The organism is Kitasatospora sp. MBT63 (genome assembly GCF_000710465.2).
Lineage (GTDB): Bacteria > Actinomycetota > Actinomycetes > Streptomycetales > Streptomycetaceae > Kitasatospora.
Genome location: NZ_JAIZ01000664.1, coordinates 1 through 18,731 on the forward strand (window position 1 = coordinate 1; position 18,731 = coordinate 18,731).

Here is an 18,731-nt window from a genome sequence, read left to right on the forward strand (position 1 = left end):
CGCCGGGCGGGTGCCCGGTCGGCGGCGGGGCGGGCGGCGGGCCCCGCGGCGGCCACGACGGTCGGCGCGGCCGGCGGCTGTGCCTTCCGGGCCGGTGCCGCAGGGACGGTCTCCAGGGTGACGCTGGTGCAGGTCATGGTGGTCATGCCGCCCTCCCGGGTGTGCCGGTGCGTGGGAGCTGTCCTGGTCCGACAACCACGGCCTGCGCAATCCGGTTCTGCCCGCTGCGCGGTGCGGCCCCTGAGCGGCTGTCCTGTGAACCACGCTAAAGGCGGGCGTGGTACCCCGGGAGCGACTTCGGTGGCCCCGGTGATACCGCGGTACCACCGTGGCCACCGGCCGTCCGCGGTGGCAGCGACCCGTCGGCTCGGCAGGCGTGTCTACAGTAGTGTCGACGTAGTGGGGGTGCGACGGTGCCCCGGTGACGGGAGGTGCCGCTCCGATGTCCTGGTCCACCCGCCCCGCGGTGTGGCCGCCACCCGGGTGGTCCCGTCCGAAGGCGCGAACGGTCCTGCTCACCGCAGGTCCACCGCTGCTGGCGTTTGCCGTGCTGGCCGCGCTGCTGGCCCGCCACGACTGGCAGCCGACGGCCGCCGAATCGTCCCTGCACGCCTGGGTACTGACCCACCGTCCGTCCGCCGCGGTGACCCTGGCCGCCGCCGTGACCGACCTCGGCTCGGGCATCCCGCCGTACGCCGCCGCGCTGGCCGCCGGACTCGTCCTCACCCGGTCCCTGCGACCCGCCGGGCGCCGGATCCTGTGGGCCTGCGCGCCGGTGGTGATCCTGGCGACCGGCCAGGCGGTCCGCCGCGGCCTGATGACCGCCTTCGCCAGGCCCAGGCCGCCGAAGGCCGACTGGGTCTCGGCGGACCCGAGCGGCTACGCCTTCCCGTCCGGTCACGCGTTCACCGCCGCGCTCGCCGCCGGTCTGCTGGCCTGGGCCCTGCTGCGGTGCACCCGGCGGAGCCGTGCGGTCCCCGCCGCCATCACGCTCGGCGTGGCGGCGGTCGCGGTCGGCCTCACCCGGATCTACCTGGGCGTCCACTGGCCGTTCGACGTGCTCGGCGGCTGGCTGCTCGCGGCGGGATGGCTGGCGCTGGGCGTACCCGCCGTCGCGGTGCTCGCCCGGCGCGCCGGGACCGGGACGGACGAGTCCGGGGCGGACGGGCCCGGCGAGCGGGCGGAGGACTCGGAGCCCGCCGACCCGGGCGCGGTCCCACCCGAGGCCCGGCCGCAGCCGCCGGTGGCGGGCGGCGGCCCGTACCGCCTCGCATGGTTCACCGGATCCGCCGAGGCGCGGGCGACCCTGGACCTGGCGGCCCAGAACCGCGGCGTCACGCTGTCGCCGACGACCCCGCCCGGGACGGAGGAGGCGCAGGAACTCGTGGATGCGCTCAGCGACCTCCTGCTCCGGGAAGGCTTCGCCGACGACTGGGAGATCACCCCGTTCGGCAGCCTCGTCGAGGACCTGATCGACAGCCTGAGCCGCTACGCCTACCCCGACTGAGCCGGGCGCCAGACGCCGGGCGCCGGTCCGACGGGATCCGCCGGACGCGCCCTAGCAGTCGCTGTCGCCCTGGTTGCGCCCCAGGCTGCGGCGGCGGTCCCGTGCCGAGCGGCGCACCAGCTGGCCCGCCGCGAGCGTGACCGTGGCCACGGCCCGTACCCAGCGGGGCCCGCCGCGGTCGGCCCACACCACGCAGACGCAGCCGCCGACGGTGAGCGCCAGAGCGCCGATCAGTACCACAGCGATCATGTTTCCCCCGGGTCCAGGTGCTGTCTCTCCCCGGTGATCATCGCAGGCCGGGCGCGGCGGGTCGAAGGGTGCCGCGCCGACGCACGCGGTACCCCCTGGGCAGGGACGCCACGGCCCGGCTACACGGCGCGGCGGTAGAACCAGACGCCCAGCGGGGCGAAGACGGCGATGATCCCCGCGTCCCAGGCGAGGGACTGCCAGACGGCGCTGGTCGCCGGGCCGCCGAGGACCAGGACCCGGACGGCCTCGGCCGTCTTGGAGACGGGCTGGTGGGCGGCGAACGCCTGCAGCCACCCGGGCATGGTGTCCACCGGGACGAACGCGGAGGAGGCGAACACCAGCGGCGCGAGCACCGGGAAGGCGGCTGCCTGCGCCGTCTCCGGGTCGCCGACGGCGAGCCCCACCACGGCGAAGATCCACGACATCGCGAAGCCGAACGCCAGGACCAGCAGCACCCCGCCCAGGAAGGAGAGCACGCCGGCGTGGATCCGGAAGCCGATGGCGAAGCCGACGGCCGTCATCAGGGCCACCACGAAGACGTTGCGGGCGAGGTCCGCCGCCGTTCGGCCGACCAGTACGGCGGAGCGGGCCATGGGCAGCGAGCGGAACCGTTCCATCAGGCCGGTCTGCATGTCGGTGGCCAGGCCGATCGCGGTGTTCATCGACCCGAAGACGGCGGTCTGCACGAAGATGCCGGGGATCAGGAAGTCGACGTAGCTGACCGGGCCGAGCGCCGGTTCGACCACGCCGCCGAAGACGTAGCGGAACATCAGGACGAAGACCAGCGGCTGGATGGTGGAGAACACCAGCAGCCGGGGCACCCGGCGCAGCGCGATGAGGTTGCGCCAGGCCACCGCGAGGCCGTCGCGGGCGACGGCGGACAGGCGTAGCCACAGGCGCGCCGGGCCGGGCGGGCGCCGGGCCGACGGGTACGGGCGGGCAGCCGTCGCGGTCACGGGGTGCCTGCCTGCGTCGCGGGGGCGGCGGGTTCGGGTGATCGGGTGCGGTGGCCGGTCAGCGCCAGGAAGACGTCGTCGAGGCTGGGCTCGCGCACCGCGACCGAGCGTGGCACCAGGCCCTCGGCGTCGAGCAGCCGGAGCAGGTCGAACAGCACCCCGGAACCGTCCCGGGAGGCGACCCTGAGCAGCGGACCCTCCCGCTGCGGTGGCTCGCCGAGCCCGCCCGTGGCGGCGGCCGCCGCCCGGACCGCCGCGTCCTCGTCCGGCATGGTCAGTTCGATCACGGTGTCGCCGAGCCCGGACTTGAGCGCGGCCGGGGTGTCGTCGGCGATGATCCGCCCCTCGTCGACCACGACCACGCGCGAGGCCAGCCGGTCGGCCTCCTCCAGGTACTGGGTGGTGAGCAGGACGGTCGTCCCGTCGTTCACCAGCTCGCGGATCAGCTCCCACAGTGCGCTGCGGCTCTGCGGGTCCAGGCCGGTGGTCGGCTCGTCCAGGAAGAGCACCGGCGGTTCGGGGACCAGGGCGGCGGCGACGTCGAGGCGCCGTCGCATGCCGCCCGAGTACGTCCGTACCGGCCGGTCGGCGGCCCCGGCGAGGTCGAAGCGGTCGAGGAGTTCGGCCGCCCGGGGGCGGATCCGGCGGCGCGTGACCTGGGTCAGCCGGCCGATCAGCCGGAGGTTCTCGCGGCCGGTGAGGTTGGGGTCCACGGCGGCGAACTGGCCCGCGAGGCCGATCAGCCGCCGGACCAGGGACGCCTCCCGGACCACGTCGTGGCCGAGCACCTCGGCGCGCCCGCCGCTCGGCCGCAGGATGGTGGTCAGGATCCGGATGGTGGTGCTCTTGCCCGCGCCGTTCGGCCCCAGCAGGCCGAAGACGGTTCCCGGTGGCACGTCGAAGTCCACCTGGTCGAGGGCGGTCAGTGACCCGAAGCGCTTGCTGAGGCCCTCGACCCGGATGGCCGGCTGTCCCATGGGCACACCCCTCACTCCCGTGCACCGCCGGGCCGCGCCCGTGCGCGGCGGCGGATGCCGTGGACGGGCCCGGCCGGGAGGTGGGGCCGGGCCCGTTCCCAGTCTGCTACCGGCCCGGCGACGGCGACCACCCGCGGGCCGGCCGCGGCGAGGCGCCGGTGGGGCGGTCAGCGGTCAGCGGGCGGCGGGACCGGCCCAGTCGGCCGGGACATGGCCGAGCCGGACGCGCTGCGGATGGTCGCCGACCGGCACCGAGACGGTCTTCAGACCGGTGGCGAAGTCGATCGCGGTGACCTGGTCCGCCCCGCTCTCGGAGATCACGCAGGACTTCCCGTCGCCGCTCACGGTCGCCCAGTACGGCTTGGCGGCGGGCACCAGCGGCCCTTCCCGGAGGGTGGCCCGGTCGACGACGGTCGCGTAGTCGTCCATCGTCCCCGCGACGCAGAGCCGGTCGCCCGCCGGGTTGACGGACAGGCCGTGGTGGCGCGAGTCGTTGACCCAGGTGGTCCGGTCCTCGCTGGTGGCGGGGTTCTTGGGGAGCGTCGCGATGCGGGTGATGCGGTCGGTGGCGACGTCGTACTCGACGACGCCGTTGAAGAAGGAGACCTGGAAGTAGAGCTTCGACCCGTCCGGGGTGAAGACGGCCGGGCGTACGGCGTCGGACAGGTCGCTGCGGCCGAAGGCGTCCAGCCGGTCGCGCATGTCGATGACCTTGACCGGGGCGAGGGTCGCGGCGTCGACGACGGTGATGTGCCGGTCGCCCTTGGTCCAGTCCAGCCACGGGGCGTCGAGGGCGGTGTTGACCTCGCCGATCGACATGTTCCAGATCTGCCGCCCGCCGTCGGTGAAGAGGTTCTCGTGGGGCTTGTCGCCGGTGGCGAACGAGCCGAGCTGGGCGCCCGTCCTGATGTCGAGCACGTGGACGGTGTTGGAGGTCGAGGCGGAGACGGCGACCCGGGTGCCGTCCGGCGAGACGGCCATGTGGTCCGAGCGGAAGCCCGAGACCGGGAAGCGCCAGTTGATCCGGCCGCTGGCGAGGTCGATCGAGACGACGTCGGCGAAGCTGGGCCGGGAGACCACCACGGCCGAGCCGTCCGGGGTCGAGTACATGTCGTCGACGAACTGGTCGTGGCCCTCGCCCGGGCCGAGCCTGATCCCCAGGAAGAAGGCGAGCTTGACGGGGTTGAGGTAGATCTCGGTGAGCCGCTGGTCGCGGTCCGGGATGACGTTCACCCGTCCGATCCTGGCGAAGTCGCCGCTGGAGCGGATGACGTCGGCGGTGCCGTCCCAGTTGTTGCCGACGAACATCACCTCCCGCAGCGCCGTCGCCCGCGTCCCTTCGGCGGGGGCCGCGCCCGCGGCGCCGGTGAGGCCGGTGGTGGCGAGGGCGAGCGCGGCCGCGAGGGTGCCGAGCGCGCGTGAGCGGGCCGGACGGGACCTCCCGCGGGCAGATCGACGGCTTGCGGGGGACAGCTCGGGCAGCGCGGACATCGCGGCTCCTTCTCCTGGGCACACAGTCTGAAAAGACGGGTTGTCAGATTGGCGCTACTCGACGGTAGGGATCCCGCCGCGACCCTGACAAGACCCCGTGCGCGACAATCGGGCCAGGACCTCCGGAACGTCGAAGTGTCGAAGCGTCGAAGGGCGGGGAGCGGTGGGGCGGGCCACGGGCACGTACGGCGGCAGGTCGGCGCAGGAGCGGCGCACCGAGCGGCGCGAGCGCTTCCTCGCCGCCGCGCTCCAGCAGTTCGGCGACCGGCCCGGCTACCGTGCCGCCTCGGTGACCGCGCTCTGCGAGGCCGCCGGGCTGTCGACCCGTCAGTTCTACGAGGAGTTCCGCAACCTGGAGGACGTCCTCGCCCAACTGCACCTGCTGGTCAACGACTGGACCGAGCAGGCCGTCCTCGCCGCGCTCGACGACACCGCCGCCCTCGGGTTCGACCGGCGCATCGCCGCCGTCCTGCGGGCCTACGTCACGGCCGCCACCGGCGACCGACGGCGGCTGCGGATCGCCTTCGTCGAGATCATCGGGGTCAGCGAGGAGTTGGAGCGCCAGCGGCTGGTGCGCCGGGCCCGCTGGGTCGACCTGATCGTGGCGGAGGCGGAGGCCGCCGTGCACCGCGGCGAGGCCGCACCCCGAAACTTCCGGATCGCGGCCACCGCGTTCATCGGCGCGGTCAACGGCCTGCTGCACGACTGGACGGCGGGGCAGTTCGAGGCCGACCTCGACCAGGTCGTCGACGAGTTGGTCGCGCTGCTGCTGGGCGTGGTCCGCCCACCCACCCGCTGACGGACCGTCCGCCGACGGACCGGCCGGCGGGCGTGTGGTGGCCGGCAGAGCGCGTGGTGGGCGGCGGAGGCGTACGGGGCGCAGCAGGCGCACGGCCGCCGTGCCGTGCGCGCCGGGACGAGACCGCGCGCCCCCGCGGGACGGACCGGATCCCGGGCACCGGCGCCGCCGCATCTCTACCGTGGGAGGCCGGATCCGACCGGATCATCCACGGACGACGCACAGGGGGAGACCATGGCACGCCGCTGGTTGGTGACAGGCTGTTCGTCGGGGCTCGGCGCCGCGCTGGCCGAGGCCGTGGCCGCGGCGGGGGACACCGTCCTGGCCACCGCACGCAAGCCCGCCGCCCTCGACGAACTGGCCGCCGCCCACCCCGACCGGGTCCGGGTCGCGGCCCTCGACATCCGCGACCCCGACAGCTGCGCCGAGGCCGTCCGGATCGCCGAGGAGCGGCTCGGCGGGATCGACGTCCTGGTCAACAACGCCGCCACCGGCCTGCTCGGCGCCGTGGAGGAGGTCTCGGACGAGGAGCTGCGCGAGCAGCTGGAGGTGCTGGCGGTCGCGCCGTGGCGGCTCACCCGCCTGGTGCTGCCCGGGATGCGGGCGCGGGGCGCCGGACACATCGTCAACGTCTCCTCGATCGCCGGGCGGCTGTCCTTCCCCGGCATGGGCGCGTACGTCGCGGGCAAGCACGCCCTGGAGGGCATGACTCAGGCGCTGGCCGCGGAGGTCGCGCCGTTCGGCATCAGGGTCACCGCCGTCGAGCCGGGCGGCTTCGCCACCCGCTACGGCAGCGCGGCCGCCGAACCCGCCGTCCGGATCCCGGCCTACCGCGGCGCCGCCGTCGACGAGACCCGGGACGGCGTCCGCGGCATGGCGCACAACCCCGAGCTGGGCCGCCCCGAGGACTTCGCGGCCCTGGTCCTGCGGCTGGTCGCCACCCCCGGCACCCCGCTCCGGGTGCCGATCGGAGCCGACGCGTACCAGTACCTGGAGGCCGTGCACGAGATGGCCGGCGCCGAACTGGCCGCGGCCAAGGCGTTCGCCCAGGGCGGCTGATCGAGCGCGCGGAGCACCCGCGTCCGCCCCGGCGCGGGCGCGGGTAGTACCGGCCAACGGGCGGGCACCGGCTGACGGGCGGGCAGCGGCTAACGGGCGGGCGTTACGGCGCCGGCGTGGCCCGGCCGGCCCGCCAGCGCGGTGAGGGCGGCGCCGAGCGGGAGGGAGACCCGGGTGGCGGCGAGGTCGTCACCGCGGGTGGCGCCCTGGTTCACGATCGCGACGGGCTTCCCGGACCGCGCCGCGTGGCGGACGAACCGCAGCCCCGACATCACGGTCAGGGAGGACCCGAGGACCAGCAGCGCCCGCGCCGCGTCGACCAGGTCGAAGCACTGCTGGACCCGCGGCCTCGGAACGCTCTCCCCGAAGAACACGACATCGGGCTTGAGCACCCCACCGCACGCCTCGCACGGCGCGACCCGGAACGCGTCCACCAGGGCGTCCGGCAGCTCGGCGTCCCCGTCCGCGTTGACCACCGGCGGGTCCGCCTCCAGGACGGCGTCGTTGAGCGCGTGCAGGCGCCGGTCGAGCTCCTCGCGCGTACTGGTGCGGTGGCACCCGAGACAGACCACCCGGTCCAGGCCGCCGTGCAGTTCGACCGCGTCCGAGGTCCCGGCGCGGTGGTGCAGCCCGTCCACGTTCTGGGTGATCACCGCCGACACCTGGCCGGCCCGGCGCAGTTCCTCGACCGCCCGGTGGCCGGCGTTGGGCTCGGCCCGGGCGATGGTCCGCCAGCCGACGTGGCTGCGCGCCCAGTACCTGCGCCGGCCTGCCTCGCTCGCCACGAACTCCTGGTACGTCATCGGTGTCCGGCGCCGCAGGCTGCCGGTGACACCCCGGTAGTCCGGGATGCCGGACTCGGTGGAGAGCCCCGCACCGCTGAGGACCACCACGCCCCGCCCGGCGAGCAACCGCCGGACCTCCGCCAGCCCGGAATCCTGCGCCGCGGCCCCGTCGGCCGACGCCACGCCGCTCGACGGCCCAGCCGGTGTCGGAAGCTTCTGCATGCAGCCAGCGTACGACCGTGGATGTGCGTGGGTGCGCACCCGGGCACGGGCCGGGTCCGGCCGCCCCTACGATGGGACGCATGACCTCGGGCACGAGCGTGGCAGGTGCACACCCTGTGCAGGAGAACGCGAGCGGGGAGCGGCTGGAGGTCGCGGCCGCCGTCCTCGCGCTGCTCGCCGACCGCACCCGGCTGGCCCTGCTGCAGCGGCTCGGCGAGGGCGAGGCGGACGTCACCACCCTCACCGAGGCGTGCGGCGCGGCCCGGCCCTCGGTCAGCCAGCACCTCGCCAAACTCCGGCTCGCCGGCCTGGTGGTGACCCGCAAGGACGGCCGCCGCGTCGTGTACTCGCTGCGCCACGGACACCTGCGCCGCCTCGTGGACGAGGCGCTGAACGTCGCCGACCACCAGATCGGCGCCCTGCCGCCGCACGACTGACCCGCTCCTGACCAGCTCCCTGACCCACAGGGCCCCGCATGTGGACGCCCAACAGGTGCATGGGTATGCACATATTGGTTACGATGGCCCGGTCCGATCGCTCCCACCTGGGGACGGGGCCGATGCTGTCCGTGCTGCGCAACCGCACCTACCGCCACCTGTTCACCGCACAGGTCGTCGCCCTGGTCGGCACCGGGCTGGCGACGGTGGCGCTGAGCCTGCTCGCCTACGACCTGGCCGGCGCCGACGCGTCCGCGGTGCTAGGCACGGCGCTGGCGATCAAGATGGTCGCGTACGTCGCCGTCGCACCGCTGGCGGGCGCGCTCGCGGACCGGGTGCCGCGCCGCGCGCTGATGGTGACCCTGGACCTCACCCGGGCCGCCGTCGCCGTCGCGCTGCCGTTCGTGACCCAGGTGTGGCAGGTGTACGTCCTGATCTTCCTGCTCCAGGCGGCCTCCGCGGGGTTCACCCCCACCTTCCAGGCGACCGTTCCCGAGGTACTGCCGGCCGAGCGCGACTACACCCGGGCGCTGTCGATGTCCCGTCTCGCGTACGACCTGGAGAGCCTGTTCAGCCCGGCCCTCGCGGGACTGCTGCTGACCGTGCTCCCGTACGGCTGGCTGTTCGCCGGCACCGTCGTCGGCTTCCTGGCCTCCGCCGCCCTCGTGGTCTCCGCCGTGCTGCCCGCGCCGAAACCGGTGGAGCGCGCGGGCGGGGTGTACGCCGGCATCGCGTTCGGCGCCCGCCTGTTCCGGGCCACCCCTCGGCTGCGGGCCCTGCTCGCCCTGGACCTGGCGGTCGCCGCCGCCGGGGCGATCGTCTTCGTCGACACCGTCGTCCTGGTCCGCGACCACTTCCACCGGAGCGTGGGCGCCGTGTCGCTGGCACTCGGCGCGTACGGCGCCGGGTCCATCGTGGCGGCCCTCGCTCTGCCCGCGCTGCTGCGCAGGACCGGCGACCGCGCCGTGATGCTGCCCGCCGCGTTCGCCCTCGCGCCGGTGCTGGGCGTCGTCGCGCTGCTGGGCGCCGCCGCTCCGAGCAGCTGGTCGTGGTGGGCGGTCCTCGCGGCCTGGGCGGCGATCGGCGCGGCCGGTTCGGCGGTCCTGACCCCCGGCGGGCGGGTGATCCGCCGCTCGGCGGCCGATGCCGACCTGCCCGCCGCCTTCGCCGCCCAGTTCTCGCTCTCGCACGGCTGCTGGCTGCTGACCTACCCACTGGCCGGATGGCTGGCCGCGGCGGCGGGCCTGCCGGTCGCCGCGGCCGTGCTCGGCGTCACCGCCCTGACCGGCGCGGTGGCCGCCCTTCTGCTCTGGCCCGCCCGCGACCCCGTCCGCCTCGACCACGTCCACGCCGACCTCCCGGCCGACCACCCGCACCTGGCCGGCGCCCGCACCGCCACCGGCGGCTGGCAGCACGGCCACGCCTACGTCATCGACCGCCACCACCACACCTGGCCGACCCGCACCCGGCCCGCCCGCCGAGCCCGCCGCCGGGTCCCGACCCGATCGTGAGGCGCACCGCTGACCGGATGGGCGCGGCCCTCGGTCGGCTCCGAGGGCTCACCAGGCCACCACCTCGGCGCGGATCGGGGGCAACGCCCACGGCTCCAGCACGCCCCCGGCAAGGTCGGCGAGGAACTGGACCGCCCCACCCGTGTACTCCCACCGGACGGAACTCCGCGAACCGACGGTGACCGTCCACTCCTGCGGGGACGCCGGACCGGTACGCCACAAGAAGAAGTCCCCCTGCGGTGACGCGGCCCAGGGGAGCAGACCACCCGGGGCCGGGAACGGATGGAGCGGGACGGCCGAGTCGGCCTCCGCGCACCACTCCGCGACGGTCTCCAGCTCCTCCCGCGTCGCCCGCACCCAGTCGCTCTCCCCACCGGGCTCCGGCATGCCGACACCCAGGAAGCCGCCGACCACGAAAGATGGGTGGAGCGCACAGAGGAGTCGGTAGTCGGCCGGCAGCGCGGACGCCCAACTCGGCCTCCAGCAAAGGCCAGTCGATGGCGCGTGGCGTCGGCAGCCGCAGCGCGGTGAGACCCGGTACCGCGAGCTCCAACGCCGCGATCGCCTCCGCGGGGTCGGTCAGCCGGCGGATCGGTGCCTGAGTTCCGGCGGAGTCGTCCATACGAGCAGTCTGCCGAAGCAGAACCTCGCCGGGGTCATGGCCCCCGAGGCGATGGCCCCGGGCCGCGGCGGCTACGCGAGGACGACGGTGACACCGGAGCGCTCCAGGCGTGCGACGACGGCCTCGAAGTAGGACGGCCCGTCATCCGGCAGGAGGTGTTCCTCGGCGAGGGCGCGCCGGGCGGCCTCGGCGTCGTGCCAGACCAGGGTGAACGGCGGCGCCACGCCGAACCCGCCGCCCAGGCAGTCCGCGAAGGCGTTCCACTCCCGGCCGAAGTACCCGCCCGGTCCCAGCAGCGCCTCGCCCAGCGCGCAGTGCAGTGCGGCATCGTCGGTGACGTACCGGCCGTCGAGGTGGTGGACGCCGCCGGACACGTCCCGGGCCGGCAGGTCGCCGCCACGGAAGGTGAGGTCGAGCCACTGCTCCCGGCCCTCGCGGTCGAGGCGCGCCCACAGGTTGCGCTCCCGCGGGCGGCCCGCGTACCACGCCTCCCAGACGGGCCGGGCGGCACGCGGCGGCCGGTCCGAGGAGTCGGCGAGGGTGACGTCCAGCAGACCGCCCCCGAGGACGGACGGACGCGACCCCTCGACGGCCAGGATTACGGGCCGGCGGGTCATCACCTCGCCGTCGCGGTCGAGCGCCAACAGTTCGGTGTGCCCAGGCCACCGGCCCCGCCGACGGACCGTCCCCAGCAGCGGCTCGGTGGGCTCACAACCGATCAGCTGCAGGGGAGTCACCGCTGTCGGGCGGGTGACGAGCAGGCCGTGCACGTCGGCACACCGGCCGAGACCGGGGGCGTCGCCCAGGCCCGGGAACACCTGGAACGTGGGTGAGCGGGGTGGGCCGAAGGCGAACGCGGGGTCCGGCACCACGCCGGCGCCGATGGTGATGTCCAGCAGGGCCGGGTCGGCCCGGTCGGGCCGGTGGGCGATGACCACGGTGTCCACCAGGGTCCACCACTGCACGGGGCGCTCGCCGTTGCCCACCTCGACGCACAGGTCGCCGAGCTCGGCCGCAGCGCCGGACCCACCGACGGCCTCCGCGAGCCGGCCCCGCGGGCTGCACCCGCGCAGCGTCAGCACCTCCCGGGGCGGCGGCACCGGGTCGCGGAACAGCCCCTCGACCCCGGCGGACCTCGCCAGCACCAGTTCGCCGCCGCCCTCGTCCTCCCCGACCAGCAGATACCTGACCGGGAACTCCCGCCCCCAGGCGCCGTACTCCCCAACCTGCACCCGACCTCCGCGTTCCCGATCCAACAGCGGGGCACGATACGGCCCGGGCGGCCGCAGCCACCACGCTTTTCGGCGGTACCGGGCGGTACCGGGCGGTACCGGGCGGTACCGGGCGGTACCGGGCGGTGCCGGGCGGTGCCGCTCCGCCGCCCGGGCCCTGCCGTTGCTGACCGCCGGTCAGGTAGGTTGCGGGACATGACGCAGAGGGCGGGGACCATCGACCACGTTGTGCCGGATGCGGCGCCGGACGCGATGCTGCCGCGGGGCGTCCAGTGCCCGCGCTGCGAGGAGAGCGTCAGACTGTCCGTCTTCGGCGAGAACCGGTGGCCGGTCGTCCGGACGCTCGGCGAGGTCCGGGTCGTGGTGGCGGTCGCCCTCGGCGCGTACGGCTGGGCGATGCTCGCGCAGGGGCGGGCCGGGTTCGCCGGGCCGCTGCTCGGCGGTGCGGTTGCCGCGGTGGCGCTGGCGGTCAGGGCGGTGCTGCGGCTGCGGTCGGGCGAGCAGGTGCGGGTGCTCCACTGCCACCACTGCCTGGCCCGCTCCGCCATGGCACCAGGCACAACGGTCGTGCCCCTGGCCCCCGTGGCGCCCGAGGCGCAGCCCGGCCGCCGCTGCTAGGAGCTGTCCGGCCGATCATGTGACTGTCGTCGGGTCTGCTCGTTCTTCCCGCTATGGGGCGAGGAGAACGCGGCGATCTGTCGGACGCGGAGTGGGAACGGCTGCGGCCGTTCATGCCGGTGAGCAACGGGTCGGTGCGGGCGGTGGCGTGACCACCGGCAGGTGATCGACGGGATTCTGCACCGGGTGAGGACCGGGGTGTACTGGCGGGACCTGCCGGAGCGGTTCGGCCCGTGGAAGACGGTCTACGAGCGGCACCGGCTGTGGTCGGCGGACGGCACCTGGCAGCGGCTGCTGCAGCGGGTCCAGGCCACGGCCGGCGCAGACGGTGAGATCGACTGGGACATCTCGGTGGACTCCACCATCGTGCGTGCCCACCGGCACGCGGCCGGCGCCCGCACCGAGCCGCCGCCGGCGCTCACCGGCTCAGAAGGGGACGAGTCGCTGGAACACCAGGACGAGACTCCGTGGCAGAGCCTCGTAGGCCGGCTGGTGGAGGCGGTGCGGGAGGCGAAGGCCTGGGCCGCTCTCGCGGTGGCTTCACCAGCAAAATCCACCTGAGCGCGGACGGCACCCGGTTCGTTCCGGTGCTGGAGAAGATCCGGGTCCCCCGGCTCGGCGCAGGCAGGCCCCGCAAGAGACCGGAGAGCGTCGCGGCCGACAAGGCCTACCGCAACGGTCCCTGCCGCGAGTACCTGCGGCGGCGCGGCATCCGGCACACGATCCCGGAGAAGGCCGACAGCCGGGCCGCCCGCCTGCGCAAGGGATCGCGAGGCGGACGGCCACCCGGCTTCGACGAGGACCGGTACAAGAAACGCAACACCGTCGAACGAGCTGTGAACAGGCTCAAGAACTTCCGTGCGGTGGCCACCTGGTATGACAAGGGCGGCTATGTGTTCCTCGGCACCGTCTCGGCTGCAGCTGTCATCGTGTGGCTCCGCTCATGACCGGCCACTCGCGTTCAAGCCGAGTGCGGAAGCCTGGCCGACCGCAGCAAACAGGATGAGTGGCAGCTCCTTGTCGGCCTGGCCGATCGCCAGCGCAAGCCAACGAGCGCTGTCGGGGAGCGGCCATACCTGCATGCTCACGGCCTGCTGGCTGAGGTAGCCGAGGGGTTCGGGCACCTGCTCGCCCTCGCAGCCGGCACTGAGGTACGGCCCGAGCTCCACAACGGACGCATTGCCCCACCGAGCCGTCAGGTGCGCGGACAGGTCGTCGAGGCAGGCCCGCAGTTCGGCTTCCGCCTCAACCCAGGCCTGCCCGTCGTCGTCATCCCAGAAGTCCCGACTGACCTGCAGTTCACGCACATGATGCTCTGGTCCACCTCCCCCGAAGGCGTCGCCACAGGCCGCCTCCGGGAACGGTTGCACGGCCAACGCGTCAATCGTCGAGAGGTACTCGGTGGTCATGGACGCAGGTTGTGGGACCGCGCAGACACCTACCGCCGACCGGGCGCACCAACCAGTGATCGGCCGGACCGCTGCTAGATGGTGAGCGTGTTCCAGGCCCGCATCGGGGTGTGCAGCAGGTGGTCGAGGCGGGCCGCCGCGCCCGGGGTGTCTTCGGCGATCAGCCCGGCGGCCAGCAGGCGGCTGGCGGCCTCGGTGCCCAGGTAGAGGGTGCTGAGCTCGCTCACGCCGAGGGTGAGGTCGGTGGGCAATTCGGTGGGGGTGCAGCGGCCGGTGCCGTCCGAGGCCGTCTCCAGCAGCCAGTTGCCGCTGGTCCAGCCGTGCGGGTCGGTCACGGCCAGCACCATCCGGCCGGGCCCCGCGTAGCGGCGGGCGGCGAAGGCGGCGGGCAGGTTGAGCAGCCGCAGCCAGGTGAAGTCCGTCTGGGAGACGTGCGGAGTGGCCGCGCGCGGGTTGGCCAGCAGCAGCGGCAGCGGATCGTCCGGGCCGATGTCCTCAACCTCGATGCGCTGCACCCAGTCGACCGCGAAGAGCAGCCGCCACAGGGCGTTGGCAGTCGGCCGGTCGAGGGCGAGGAAGTCCATCACCTTGAGGGTCGAGTCCGGCGCCATGCCGATCCACTTGTCGTCCACGCGGTAGACGGCCAGACCGGTGACCACCCCGGCCGCATCGCGGTGGACGGCGAAGAAGGGCTCCTTCCAGCCACGCGCGGGCAGCACCACCTCGCCCGTGTCCATCGCCCAGTTGGCGGCCGGTCGGCTCATTGCACCGGGCTGCGTGAGCCGCCAGCGGTCGTACAACTCGGGGCCGAGCTTGCGAACCTCCTCCGGAGTGGCGAAGTCGATCCGTCCGCCGACCGGGGTGCGCAGCCCTGACCGCAGGCCCCCCGACCTCGGCACGTCGACCGTCAGCCCGGCCATCCGCGTCGCGGGGCCGAACCCGAAGCGGCCGTAGATCGGGTACTCGGCCGCGATGAGCACGGCGGCCACGCTGCCGCGCTCGCGGGCAGCGGCCAGGTCGCCGTTCAGCATCCGGCTCAGCAGCCCGCGCCGTCGGTGGGTGGCTGCCACGCTCACCCCAGTGATCCCGTGCACCGGTACGGCGGCTCCGCCCGGGAGGGTCAGCTCCAGGTCGTAGCTGCGGTAGGTACCGACGAAGGCCCCGCCCGCCGTATGGTCCACCGCCGCCAGCCAGCGGCCCGGAACGAACTGCCGGTGGCGCACCTCCGTGCCGTCGCCCTCGTGCGGGCTGAGGAAACCGCGCATCAGGGCGCGGTCCCAGGTGGTGATCTCGTGCTCACCGATAGGGCGGATCTCGATGTCGAAGGCAGCCTGAGCTGGGGGTGCGTCAATCATCCAGCCACGGTAGGACGGTCCGTCAGCTTTGGGCACCTGGTTATTCAGCATGATCGGCCAGCCTTCTGGTGCGGTGACCGCATCGGTCCGCCGGGTCGGCGATGGCGGGTGCCCGAACCCGGACGGACGTCATACCTCCGGGGCCGAAGCCCCTGATCAGGGGTGTCCGTCACAGCGGATCACGCCCAGACCACATCGGTGTGCCGAAGTAGCCGTTGTTCAATCGAGCTTGGTGGTCGTGGGTTCGAGGACGCTGCGGGGCCGGTCCCGCGCCGACGCAACGGTTCAAGCATTCTGACAGTCTGCTCAGCCGAGCTGCCCGGTCGGCCGCATGGTGATGTGGTTGATGTCCACGCCCGCGGGCTGGTTGAGGGCGAAGACGATCGTGGTCGCGATCTGCTCGGCGGTCAGCGCCGTCTCGGGGCTGCCGCCGCGCTCGTCCCAGAACGGGGTGTCCACCACTCCGGGAGCGACGACGGTCACGCCGACCCCGTCCTGGCCGACCAGCAGCCGGGTGTTCTCGGCCAGCGCGTGCACGGCCCACTTGGTGACCGAGTACAGGTTGCCGGGCGTGTGGCGCACTCCCGCGACCGAACCCATCAGCACGATCCGGCCCTTGGACTCCCTGAGCTGCGGCAGGGTCTCCCGCACCAGCAGCGCCGGGCCGAGGACGTTGGTGAGGACCATGGCCCGCATGTCCTCGGGGGCGTGGCTCTCGAGATTCCCGGGCAGCGAGAACCCGGCGTTGGCAATGACGTTGTCCAGCCGGCCCCAGGTGTCCACCACGCGGCGCACGGCGGCCGCGACGTCGTGCTCGTCGCTGGTGTCCCCGGTGATCGTCAGCAGCCGCTCGCCCGCTCCGGCCGTGGCGGCGAAGGCGGCCAGCTTGTCCGCGTCCCGTCCGGTGACAGCGACCCGGTGGCCCTCTTTGAGCAGGGCTCGGGCGGTCGCGGCACCAATGCCGGTCGAGCCCCCGGTGATCAGCGTGACGGGTCCCATCGGACGGCCTCCTCGGCGATGCGGTCTGGGCACGGCCTAACCGACTGTCCCTCAAAGGCCTGCACTATAGCCCCGACTCCGCAACCGAGCCTGCTCCACCGTCCCCGGTGCCGCCTCCCACGGGAAGCTCACCGGTCTCGACCACTGGACCCTGACGGGTTCCGCCACCGGGCCCTCCTCGCGACCTCGAGGTCAGCCCACGTCCGAACGGCCCGGGGCGAAACCGCCAACCCGGCGAACCCTGCGGGCACCGCGCGCCGCTCAGCGGCCGACCTCGCGGGTCCGGAAGTCCTCGACCGTCTCGCGGCGGATCAGCAGCCGGGCCCGGCCCCGGTCGACGGCGGCCACGGCGGGGCGGCCGACCAGGTTGTACCCGGACGCCATGGAGAGCTGGTACGCCCCGGCGGCGGGGACGGCGAGCAGGTCGCCCGGCCGCAGGTCGGCGGGGAGCAGTGCGCCGGGGACCAGGACGTCGCCGGCCTCGCAGTGCCGCCCGACCACGTCCACCGGGTGCGGCGCCGCGTCCGTGGCCCGTCCGACCAGCCGGACCGCGTACTTCGAGCCGTACAGTGCCGGCCGCGGGTTGTCGCTCATCCCGCCGTCCACCGCGGCGAACACCCGCCCGTCCGAGCCGTGTTTCACGGTCAGCACCCGGTAGACGGCGACGCCGGCGGGGGCGGCGACCGCCCGGCCCGGTTCGACCAGCAGCCGGGGCACCGCGAGGCCGTGCCGCCCGCACGCCTCGGCGAGGCGGTCCGGGACCCGGCGGGCGAAGTCGGCCAGGTCCAGTTCGGGCTCGCCCGGGCGGTAGCGGACCCCGTGCCCGCCGCCCAGATCCAGTTCCGGGAGCTCGACGCCGTGCCGGTCGTGGACCTCGGCGAGCAGGTCGACCAGCCGGTCGACGGCCGTCAGGTACGGCTCCACCTCGGTGATCTGGGAGCCGAGGTGGCAGTGCAGGCCGGCCGGGCGCAGTCCGGGCTGCTCCAGGACCCGGCGGACCGCCTCGGCGGCGTCGCCGCCCCGGACGGGGAAGCCGAACTTCTGGCCGCCGACCCCGGTCCGTACCGCGGGGTGGTGTCCGGCGGCGACCTCCGGCACCACCCTGACCAGGACGGCCTGCGGGCTCCGGGCGACGGTCAGCGCCGCCAGCCGCGGGATCTCGGCGAGGCTGTCGATGACGATCCGGCCGACCCGCAGGCGCAGCGCCAGCCGCAGTTCCTCCGGGCTCTTGGCGTTGCCGTGCAGCAGGATCCGGTGGGCGGGGAAGCCCGCGGCGACGGCGAGCCGCAGCTCACCGGCCGAGCAGACGTCCAGCCCCAGGCTCTCCTCACCGACCCAGTCGGCCATCGCGCTGCACAGGAACGCCTTGGCCGCGTACAGCACCTCGGCCTCCGGCAGTGCGGTGCGGTAGGCGCGGGCCCTGGTCCGGACCTCCTGCTCGTCCAGCACGTACAGCGGCGTGCCGAACCGGTCGGCGGCCTCGGCGAGGCCGACCCCGCCGACCAGCAGGTCGCCGTGGGCCCCGGCCCGGGCGGAGGCGGGCCAGGGGCTGCCGAGCGGGTGTCCGCTCTGCGGCAGGACGGCGGGACGGGCGACGACGGTGGTCATGGCGTGGCACTCCTCACGGTTTCGGGAACGAGGGCGGCCGGGCGCGGGGCCGGCGGTGGCGGTGGCGATGGCGATGGCGATGGCCCGTCCGGGCGGCGGGCGAGGGCGCGCAGCACGAACTCCACCCGGACCTGCGCGGCCCCGCAGCGCAGCAGCTCGGCCGTGACCTCGCGCAGTTCCTGCGGGCCGGTGCAGGCCAGCCGGAGTTCCAGGTCGGCGTCGCCGGCCAGGGCCAGACCGTCGAGCACCGCCGGGATCCGGGCGGCGAGCAGGTCGAAGTCCAGCGGGACGGGCCCGGACCTGATCCGGGCCAGGGCCCGCAGCGGCCGCTGCGGCGCGGCCGCCGACGGCTCCGCGGGCCCGGCCGTCACCAGCCGCAGGGGCCGGGGTACAGCCGGGGCGCCGTCCCGGGCGGGCGGACCCGGGGCGGGAGCCGCGGTCACCACTGGTGCTGGAGCTGGGCCGGGGGAGCGGTCAGCGGACCGCCGGGGACGGGGGCGACCGGCGGTGCCACCAGTTGCGGGTCCAGGACCAGGGCGCGCACCCCGAGCGGGGCGATGAGGGCCCGCAGGGCGGGCTCGGTGAGGGTGACGGACCGCTGGGCGGGGCCGAGCAGCGCGGAGAGGGCCGCGGCGGAGCTGAAGCCGACGGCGCAGCGGCTGCCGTCGCGCTGCCGGAACAGGCGCAGGACGGTGACGGCCGCCCGGCCGTCCCGGACCGGGACGTGCCAGACGGGACGATCGGCAGGCTCCGGAGCAGGGGTGTCGGTGCGGACCATGCTGGTGCTCCAAGGTGGTGGCGGGTTCTGCCGGCTCCTCGTCGACCCGGCGTGAACGGTTCGACGCTAGGCCGAACCGTGGTACCCGCCGCCGGCGCTGACGCGCCCTTGACCTGC

Annotated in this window: 19 protein-coding genes and 1 pseudogene; 7 read left to right on the plus strand and 13 right to left on the minus strand. The window is 74.5% G+C overall.

The window, feature by feature from the left end:
* Nucleotides 1-442 precede the first annotated feature (442 nt).
* Nucleotides 443-1,507 carry a phosphatase PAP2 family protein gene (locus AA75_RS34720; RefSeq protein ID WP_051813982.1) on the plus strand — a complete coding sequence of 355 codons (1,065 nt, stop codon included), beginning with the start codon at nt 443-445 and terminating at the stop codon, nt 1,505-1,507.
* A gap of 51 nt (nt 1,508-1,558) precedes the next feature.
* Here AA75_RS34720 and AA75_RS34725 read toward each other — a convergent pair whose 3' ends face one another.
* The 4 genes from AA75_RS34725 to AA75_RS34740 all read right to left on the minus strand — a co-directional run bounded on the left by AA75_RS34725 (nt 1,559) and on the right by AA75_RS34740 (nt 5,180).
* On the minus strand, nt 1,559-1,756 hold the full coding sequence (locus AA75_RS34725; protein ID WP_033824353.1) for a hypothetical protein: 198 nt from the start codon (nt 1,754-1,756) through the stop codon (nt 1,559-1,561).
* A gap of 119 nt (nt 1,757-1,875) precedes the next feature.
* A complete protein-coding gene (locus AA75_RS34730) occupies nt 1,876-2,712 on the minus strand; it encodes an ABC transporter permease (RefSeq protein WP_233289321.1) in 837 nt (278 codons plus the stop codon).
* On the minus strand, nt 2,709-3,689 hold the full coding sequence (locus AA75_RS34735; protein WP_033824354.1) for a daunorubicin resistance protein DrrA family ABC transporter ATP-binding protein: 981 nt from the start codon (nt 3,687-3,689) through the stop codon (nt 2,709-2,711). Before AA75_RS34735 ends, AA75_RS34730 begins: the two co-directional genes overlap by 4 nt.
* A 174-nt stretch (nt 3,690-3,863) precedes the next feature.
* Nucleotides 3,864-5,180, minus strand: a complete 1,317-nt coding sequence (locus AA75_RS34740) for a YncE family protein (RefSeq protein WP_051813983.1) — start codon at nt 5,178-5,180, stop codon at nt 3,864-3,866.
* A gap of 163 nt (nt 5,181-5,343) precedes the next feature.
* Between AA75_RS34740 and AA75_RS34745 the strand changes: the two genes are divergently transcribed.
* Both AA75_RS34745 and AA75_RS34750 read left to right on the plus strand, forming a co-directional pair.
* The gene (locus AA75_RS34745; protein ID WP_033824355.1) at nt 5,344-5,979 is read left to right on the plus strand and encodes a TetR/AcrR family transcriptional regulator; all 636 of its coding nucleotides are present in this window, start codon (nt 5,344-5,346) and stop codon (nt 5,977-5,979) included.
* Nucleotides 5,980-6,213: 234 nt separating this feature from the next.
* Nucleotides 6,214-7,038 carry an SDR family oxidoreductase gene (locus AA75_RS34750; protein ID WP_033824356.1) on the plus strand — a complete coding sequence of 275 codons (825 nt, stop codon included), beginning with the start codon at nt 6,214-6,216 and terminating at the stop codon, nt 7,036-7,038.
* A gap of 89 nt (nt 7,039-7,127) precedes the next feature.
* Here the strand turns inward: AA75_RS34750 and AA75_RS34755 are convergent, their stop codons facing one another.
* Nucleotides 7,128-8,045 (minus strand): NAD-dependent protein deacetylase, encoded by a 918-nt coding sequence (locus AA75_RS34755; protein ID WP_051813984.1) that lies wholly within the window; start codon nt 8,043-8,045, stop codon nt 7,128-7,130.
* A gap of 80 nt (nt 8,046-8,125) precedes the next feature.
* Here AA75_RS34755 and AA75_RS34760 point away from each other — a divergent pair, with 80 nt between their 5' ends.
* A complete protein-coding gene (locus tag AA75_RS34760) occupies nt 8,126-8,482 on the plus strand; it encodes a helix-turn-helix transcriptional regulator (RefSeq protein ID WP_051813985.1) in 357 nt (118 codons plus the stop codon).
* Between the two features lie 122 nt (nt 8,483-8,604).
* Nucleotides 8,605-9,993, plus strand: coding sequence for an MFS transporter (locus AA75_RS34765; RefSeq protein ID WP_051813986.1), 1,389 nt, complete (start codon nt 8,605-8,607; stop codon nt 9,991-9,993).
* 48 nt (nt 9,994-10,041) lie between these two features.
* Here the strand turns inward: AA75_RS34765 and AA75_RS52805 are convergent, their stop codons facing one another.
* Entirely contained in the window at nt 10,042-10,380 is a 339-nt protein-coding gene (locus AA75_RS52805; RefSeq protein WP_233289322.1) for a hypothetical protein, read from the minus strand.
* 306 nt (nt 10,381-10,686) lie between these two features.
* Nucleotides 10,687-11,847: a barstar family protein gene (locus tag AA75_RS34775; RefSeq protein WP_033824359.1), complete on the minus strand. Its 1,161-nt coding sequence runs from the start codon at nt 11,845-11,847 to the stop codon at nt 10,687-10,689.
* A 195-nt stretch (nt 11,848-12,042) separates the two neighbouring features.
* Here AA75_RS34775 and AA75_RS34780 point away from each other — a divergent pair, with 195 nt between their 5' ends.
* On the plus strand, nt 12,043-12,465 hold the full coding sequence (locus AA75_RS34780; RefSeq protein ID WP_149038556.1) for a hypothetical protein: 423 nt from the start codon (nt 12,043-12,045) through the stop codon (nt 12,463-12,465).
* A 53-nt stretch (nt 12,466-12,518) separates the two neighbouring features.
* A pseudogene (locus AA75_RS48380) lies at nt 12,519-13,412 on the plus strand (IS5 family transposase).
* On the opposite strand, the gene AA75_RS34795 reads toward AA75_RS48380, so the two are convergent.
* The 6 genes from AA75_RS34795 to AA75_RS34820 form a co-directional block, all read right to left on the minus strand.
* The gene (locus AA75_RS34795; protein ID WP_033824363.1) at nt 13,407-13,874 is read right to left on the minus strand and encodes a hypothetical protein; all 468 of its coding nucleotides are present in this window, start codon (nt 13,872-13,874) and stop codon (nt 13,407-13,409) included. The pseudogene AA75_RS48380 and the gene AA75_RS34795 overlap by 6 nt on opposite strands.
* 74 nt (nt 13,875-13,948) lie before the next feature.
* Nucleotides 13,949-15,229, minus strand: coding sequence for a GNAT family N-acetyltransferase (locus tag AA75_RS34800; protein WP_063794504.1), 1,281 nt, complete (start codon nt 15,227-15,229; stop codon nt 13,949-13,951).
* A 306-nt stretch (nt 15,230-15,535) separates the two neighbouring features.
* Complete coding sequence (locus AA75_RS34805) at nt 15,536-16,228, minus strand: SDR family oxidoreductase (RefSeq protein WP_033824364.1); 693 nt, start codon at nt 16,226-16,228, stop codon at nt 15,536-15,538.
* Between the two features lie 261 nt (nt 16,229-16,489).
* Nucleotides 16,490-17,836 carry a diaminopimelate decarboxylase gene (lysA, locus tag AA75_RS34810; RefSeq protein ID WP_033824365.1) on the minus strand — a complete coding sequence of 449 codons (1,347 nt, stop codon included), beginning with the start codon at nt 17,834-17,836 and terminating at the stop codon, nt 16,490-16,492.
* Nucleotides 17,833-18,207 carry a hypothetical protein gene (locus AA75_RS34815; protein WP_033824366.1) on the minus strand — a complete coding sequence of 125 codons (375 nt, stop codon included), beginning with the start codon at nt 18,205-18,207 and terminating at the stop codon, nt 17,833-17,835. The genes lysA and AA75_RS34815 overlap by 4 nt, the downstream gene beginning before the upstream one ends.
* A gap of 68 nt (nt 18,208-18,275) precedes the next feature.
* Complete coding sequence (locus AA75_RS34820; RefSeq protein ID WP_033824367.1) at nt 18,276-18,614, minus strand: SAV_915 family protein; 339 nt, start codon at nt 18,612-18,614, stop codon at nt 18,276-18,278.
* Nucleotides 18,615-18,731: the final 117 nt, after the last annotated feature.

What these genes read in the sequence shown, in the direction of transcription:
- AA75_RS34720 (WP_051813982.1), top strand. Translation starts at nt 443, where the DNA reads ATGTCCTGGTCCACCCGCCCCGCGGTGTGGCCGCCACCCGGGTGGTCC.
- AA75_RS34725 (WP_033824353.1), bottom strand. Translation starts at nt 1,756, where the DNA reads ATGATCGCTGTGGTACTGATCGGCGCTCTGGCGCTCACCGTCGGCGGC.
- AA75_RS34735 (WP_033824354.1), bottom strand. Translation starts at nt 3,689, where the DNA reads ATGGGACAGCCGGCCATCCGGGTCGAGGGCCTCAGCAAGCGCTTCGGG.
- AA75_RS34740 (WP_051813983.1), bottom strand. Translation starts at nt 5,180, where the DNA reads ATGTCCGCGCTGCCCGAGCTGTCCCCCGCAAGCCGTCGATCTGCCCGC.
- AA75_RS34750 (WP_033824356.1), top strand. Translation starts at nt 6,214, where the DNA reads ATGGCACGCCGCTGGTTGGTGACAGGCTGTTCGTCGGGGCTCGGCGCC.
- AA75_RS34755 (WP_051813984.1), bottom strand. Translation starts at nt 8,045, where the DNA reads ATGCAGAAGCTTCCGACACCGGCTGGGCCGTCGAGCGGCGTGGCGTCG.
- AA75_RS34760 (WP_051813985.1), top strand. Translation starts at nt 8,126, where the DNA reads ATGACCTCGGGCACGAGCGTGGCAGGTGCACACCCTGTGCAGGAGAAC.
- AA75_RS34765 (WP_051813986.1), top strand. Translation starts at nt 8,605, where the DNA reads ATGCTGTCCGTGCTGCGCAACCGCACCTACCGCCACCTGTTCACCGCA.
- AA75_RS52805 (WP_233289322.1), bottom strand. Translation starts at nt 10,380, where the DNA reads ATGCCGGAGCCCGGTGGGGAGAGCGACTGGGTGCGGGCGACGCGGGAG.
- AA75_RS34780 (WP_149038556.1), top strand. Translation starts at nt 12,043, where the DNA reads ATGACGCAGAGGGCGGGGACCATCGACCACGTTGTGCCGGATGCGGCG.
- AA75_RS34795 (WP_033824363.1), bottom strand. Translation starts at nt 13,874, where the DNA reads ATGACCACCGAGTACCTCTCGACGATTGACGCGTTGGCCGTGCAACCG.
- AA75_RS34800 (WP_063794504.1), bottom strand. Translation starts at nt 15,229, where the DNA reads ATGATTGACGCACCCCCAGCTCAGGCTGCCTTCGACATCGAGATCCGC.
- AA75_RS34805 (WP_033824364.1), bottom strand. Translation starts at nt 16,228, where the DNA reads ATGGGACCCGTCACGCTGATCACCGGGGGCTCGACCGGCATTGGTGCC.
- lysA (WP_033824365.1), bottom strand. Translation starts at nt 17,836, where the DNA reads ATGACCACCGTCGTCGCCCGTCCCGCCGTCCTGCCGCAGAGCGGACAC.
- AA75_RS34820 (WP_033824367.1), bottom strand. Translation starts at nt 18,614, where the DNA reads ATGGTCCGCACCGACACCCCTGCTCCGGAGCCTGCCGATCGTCCCGTC.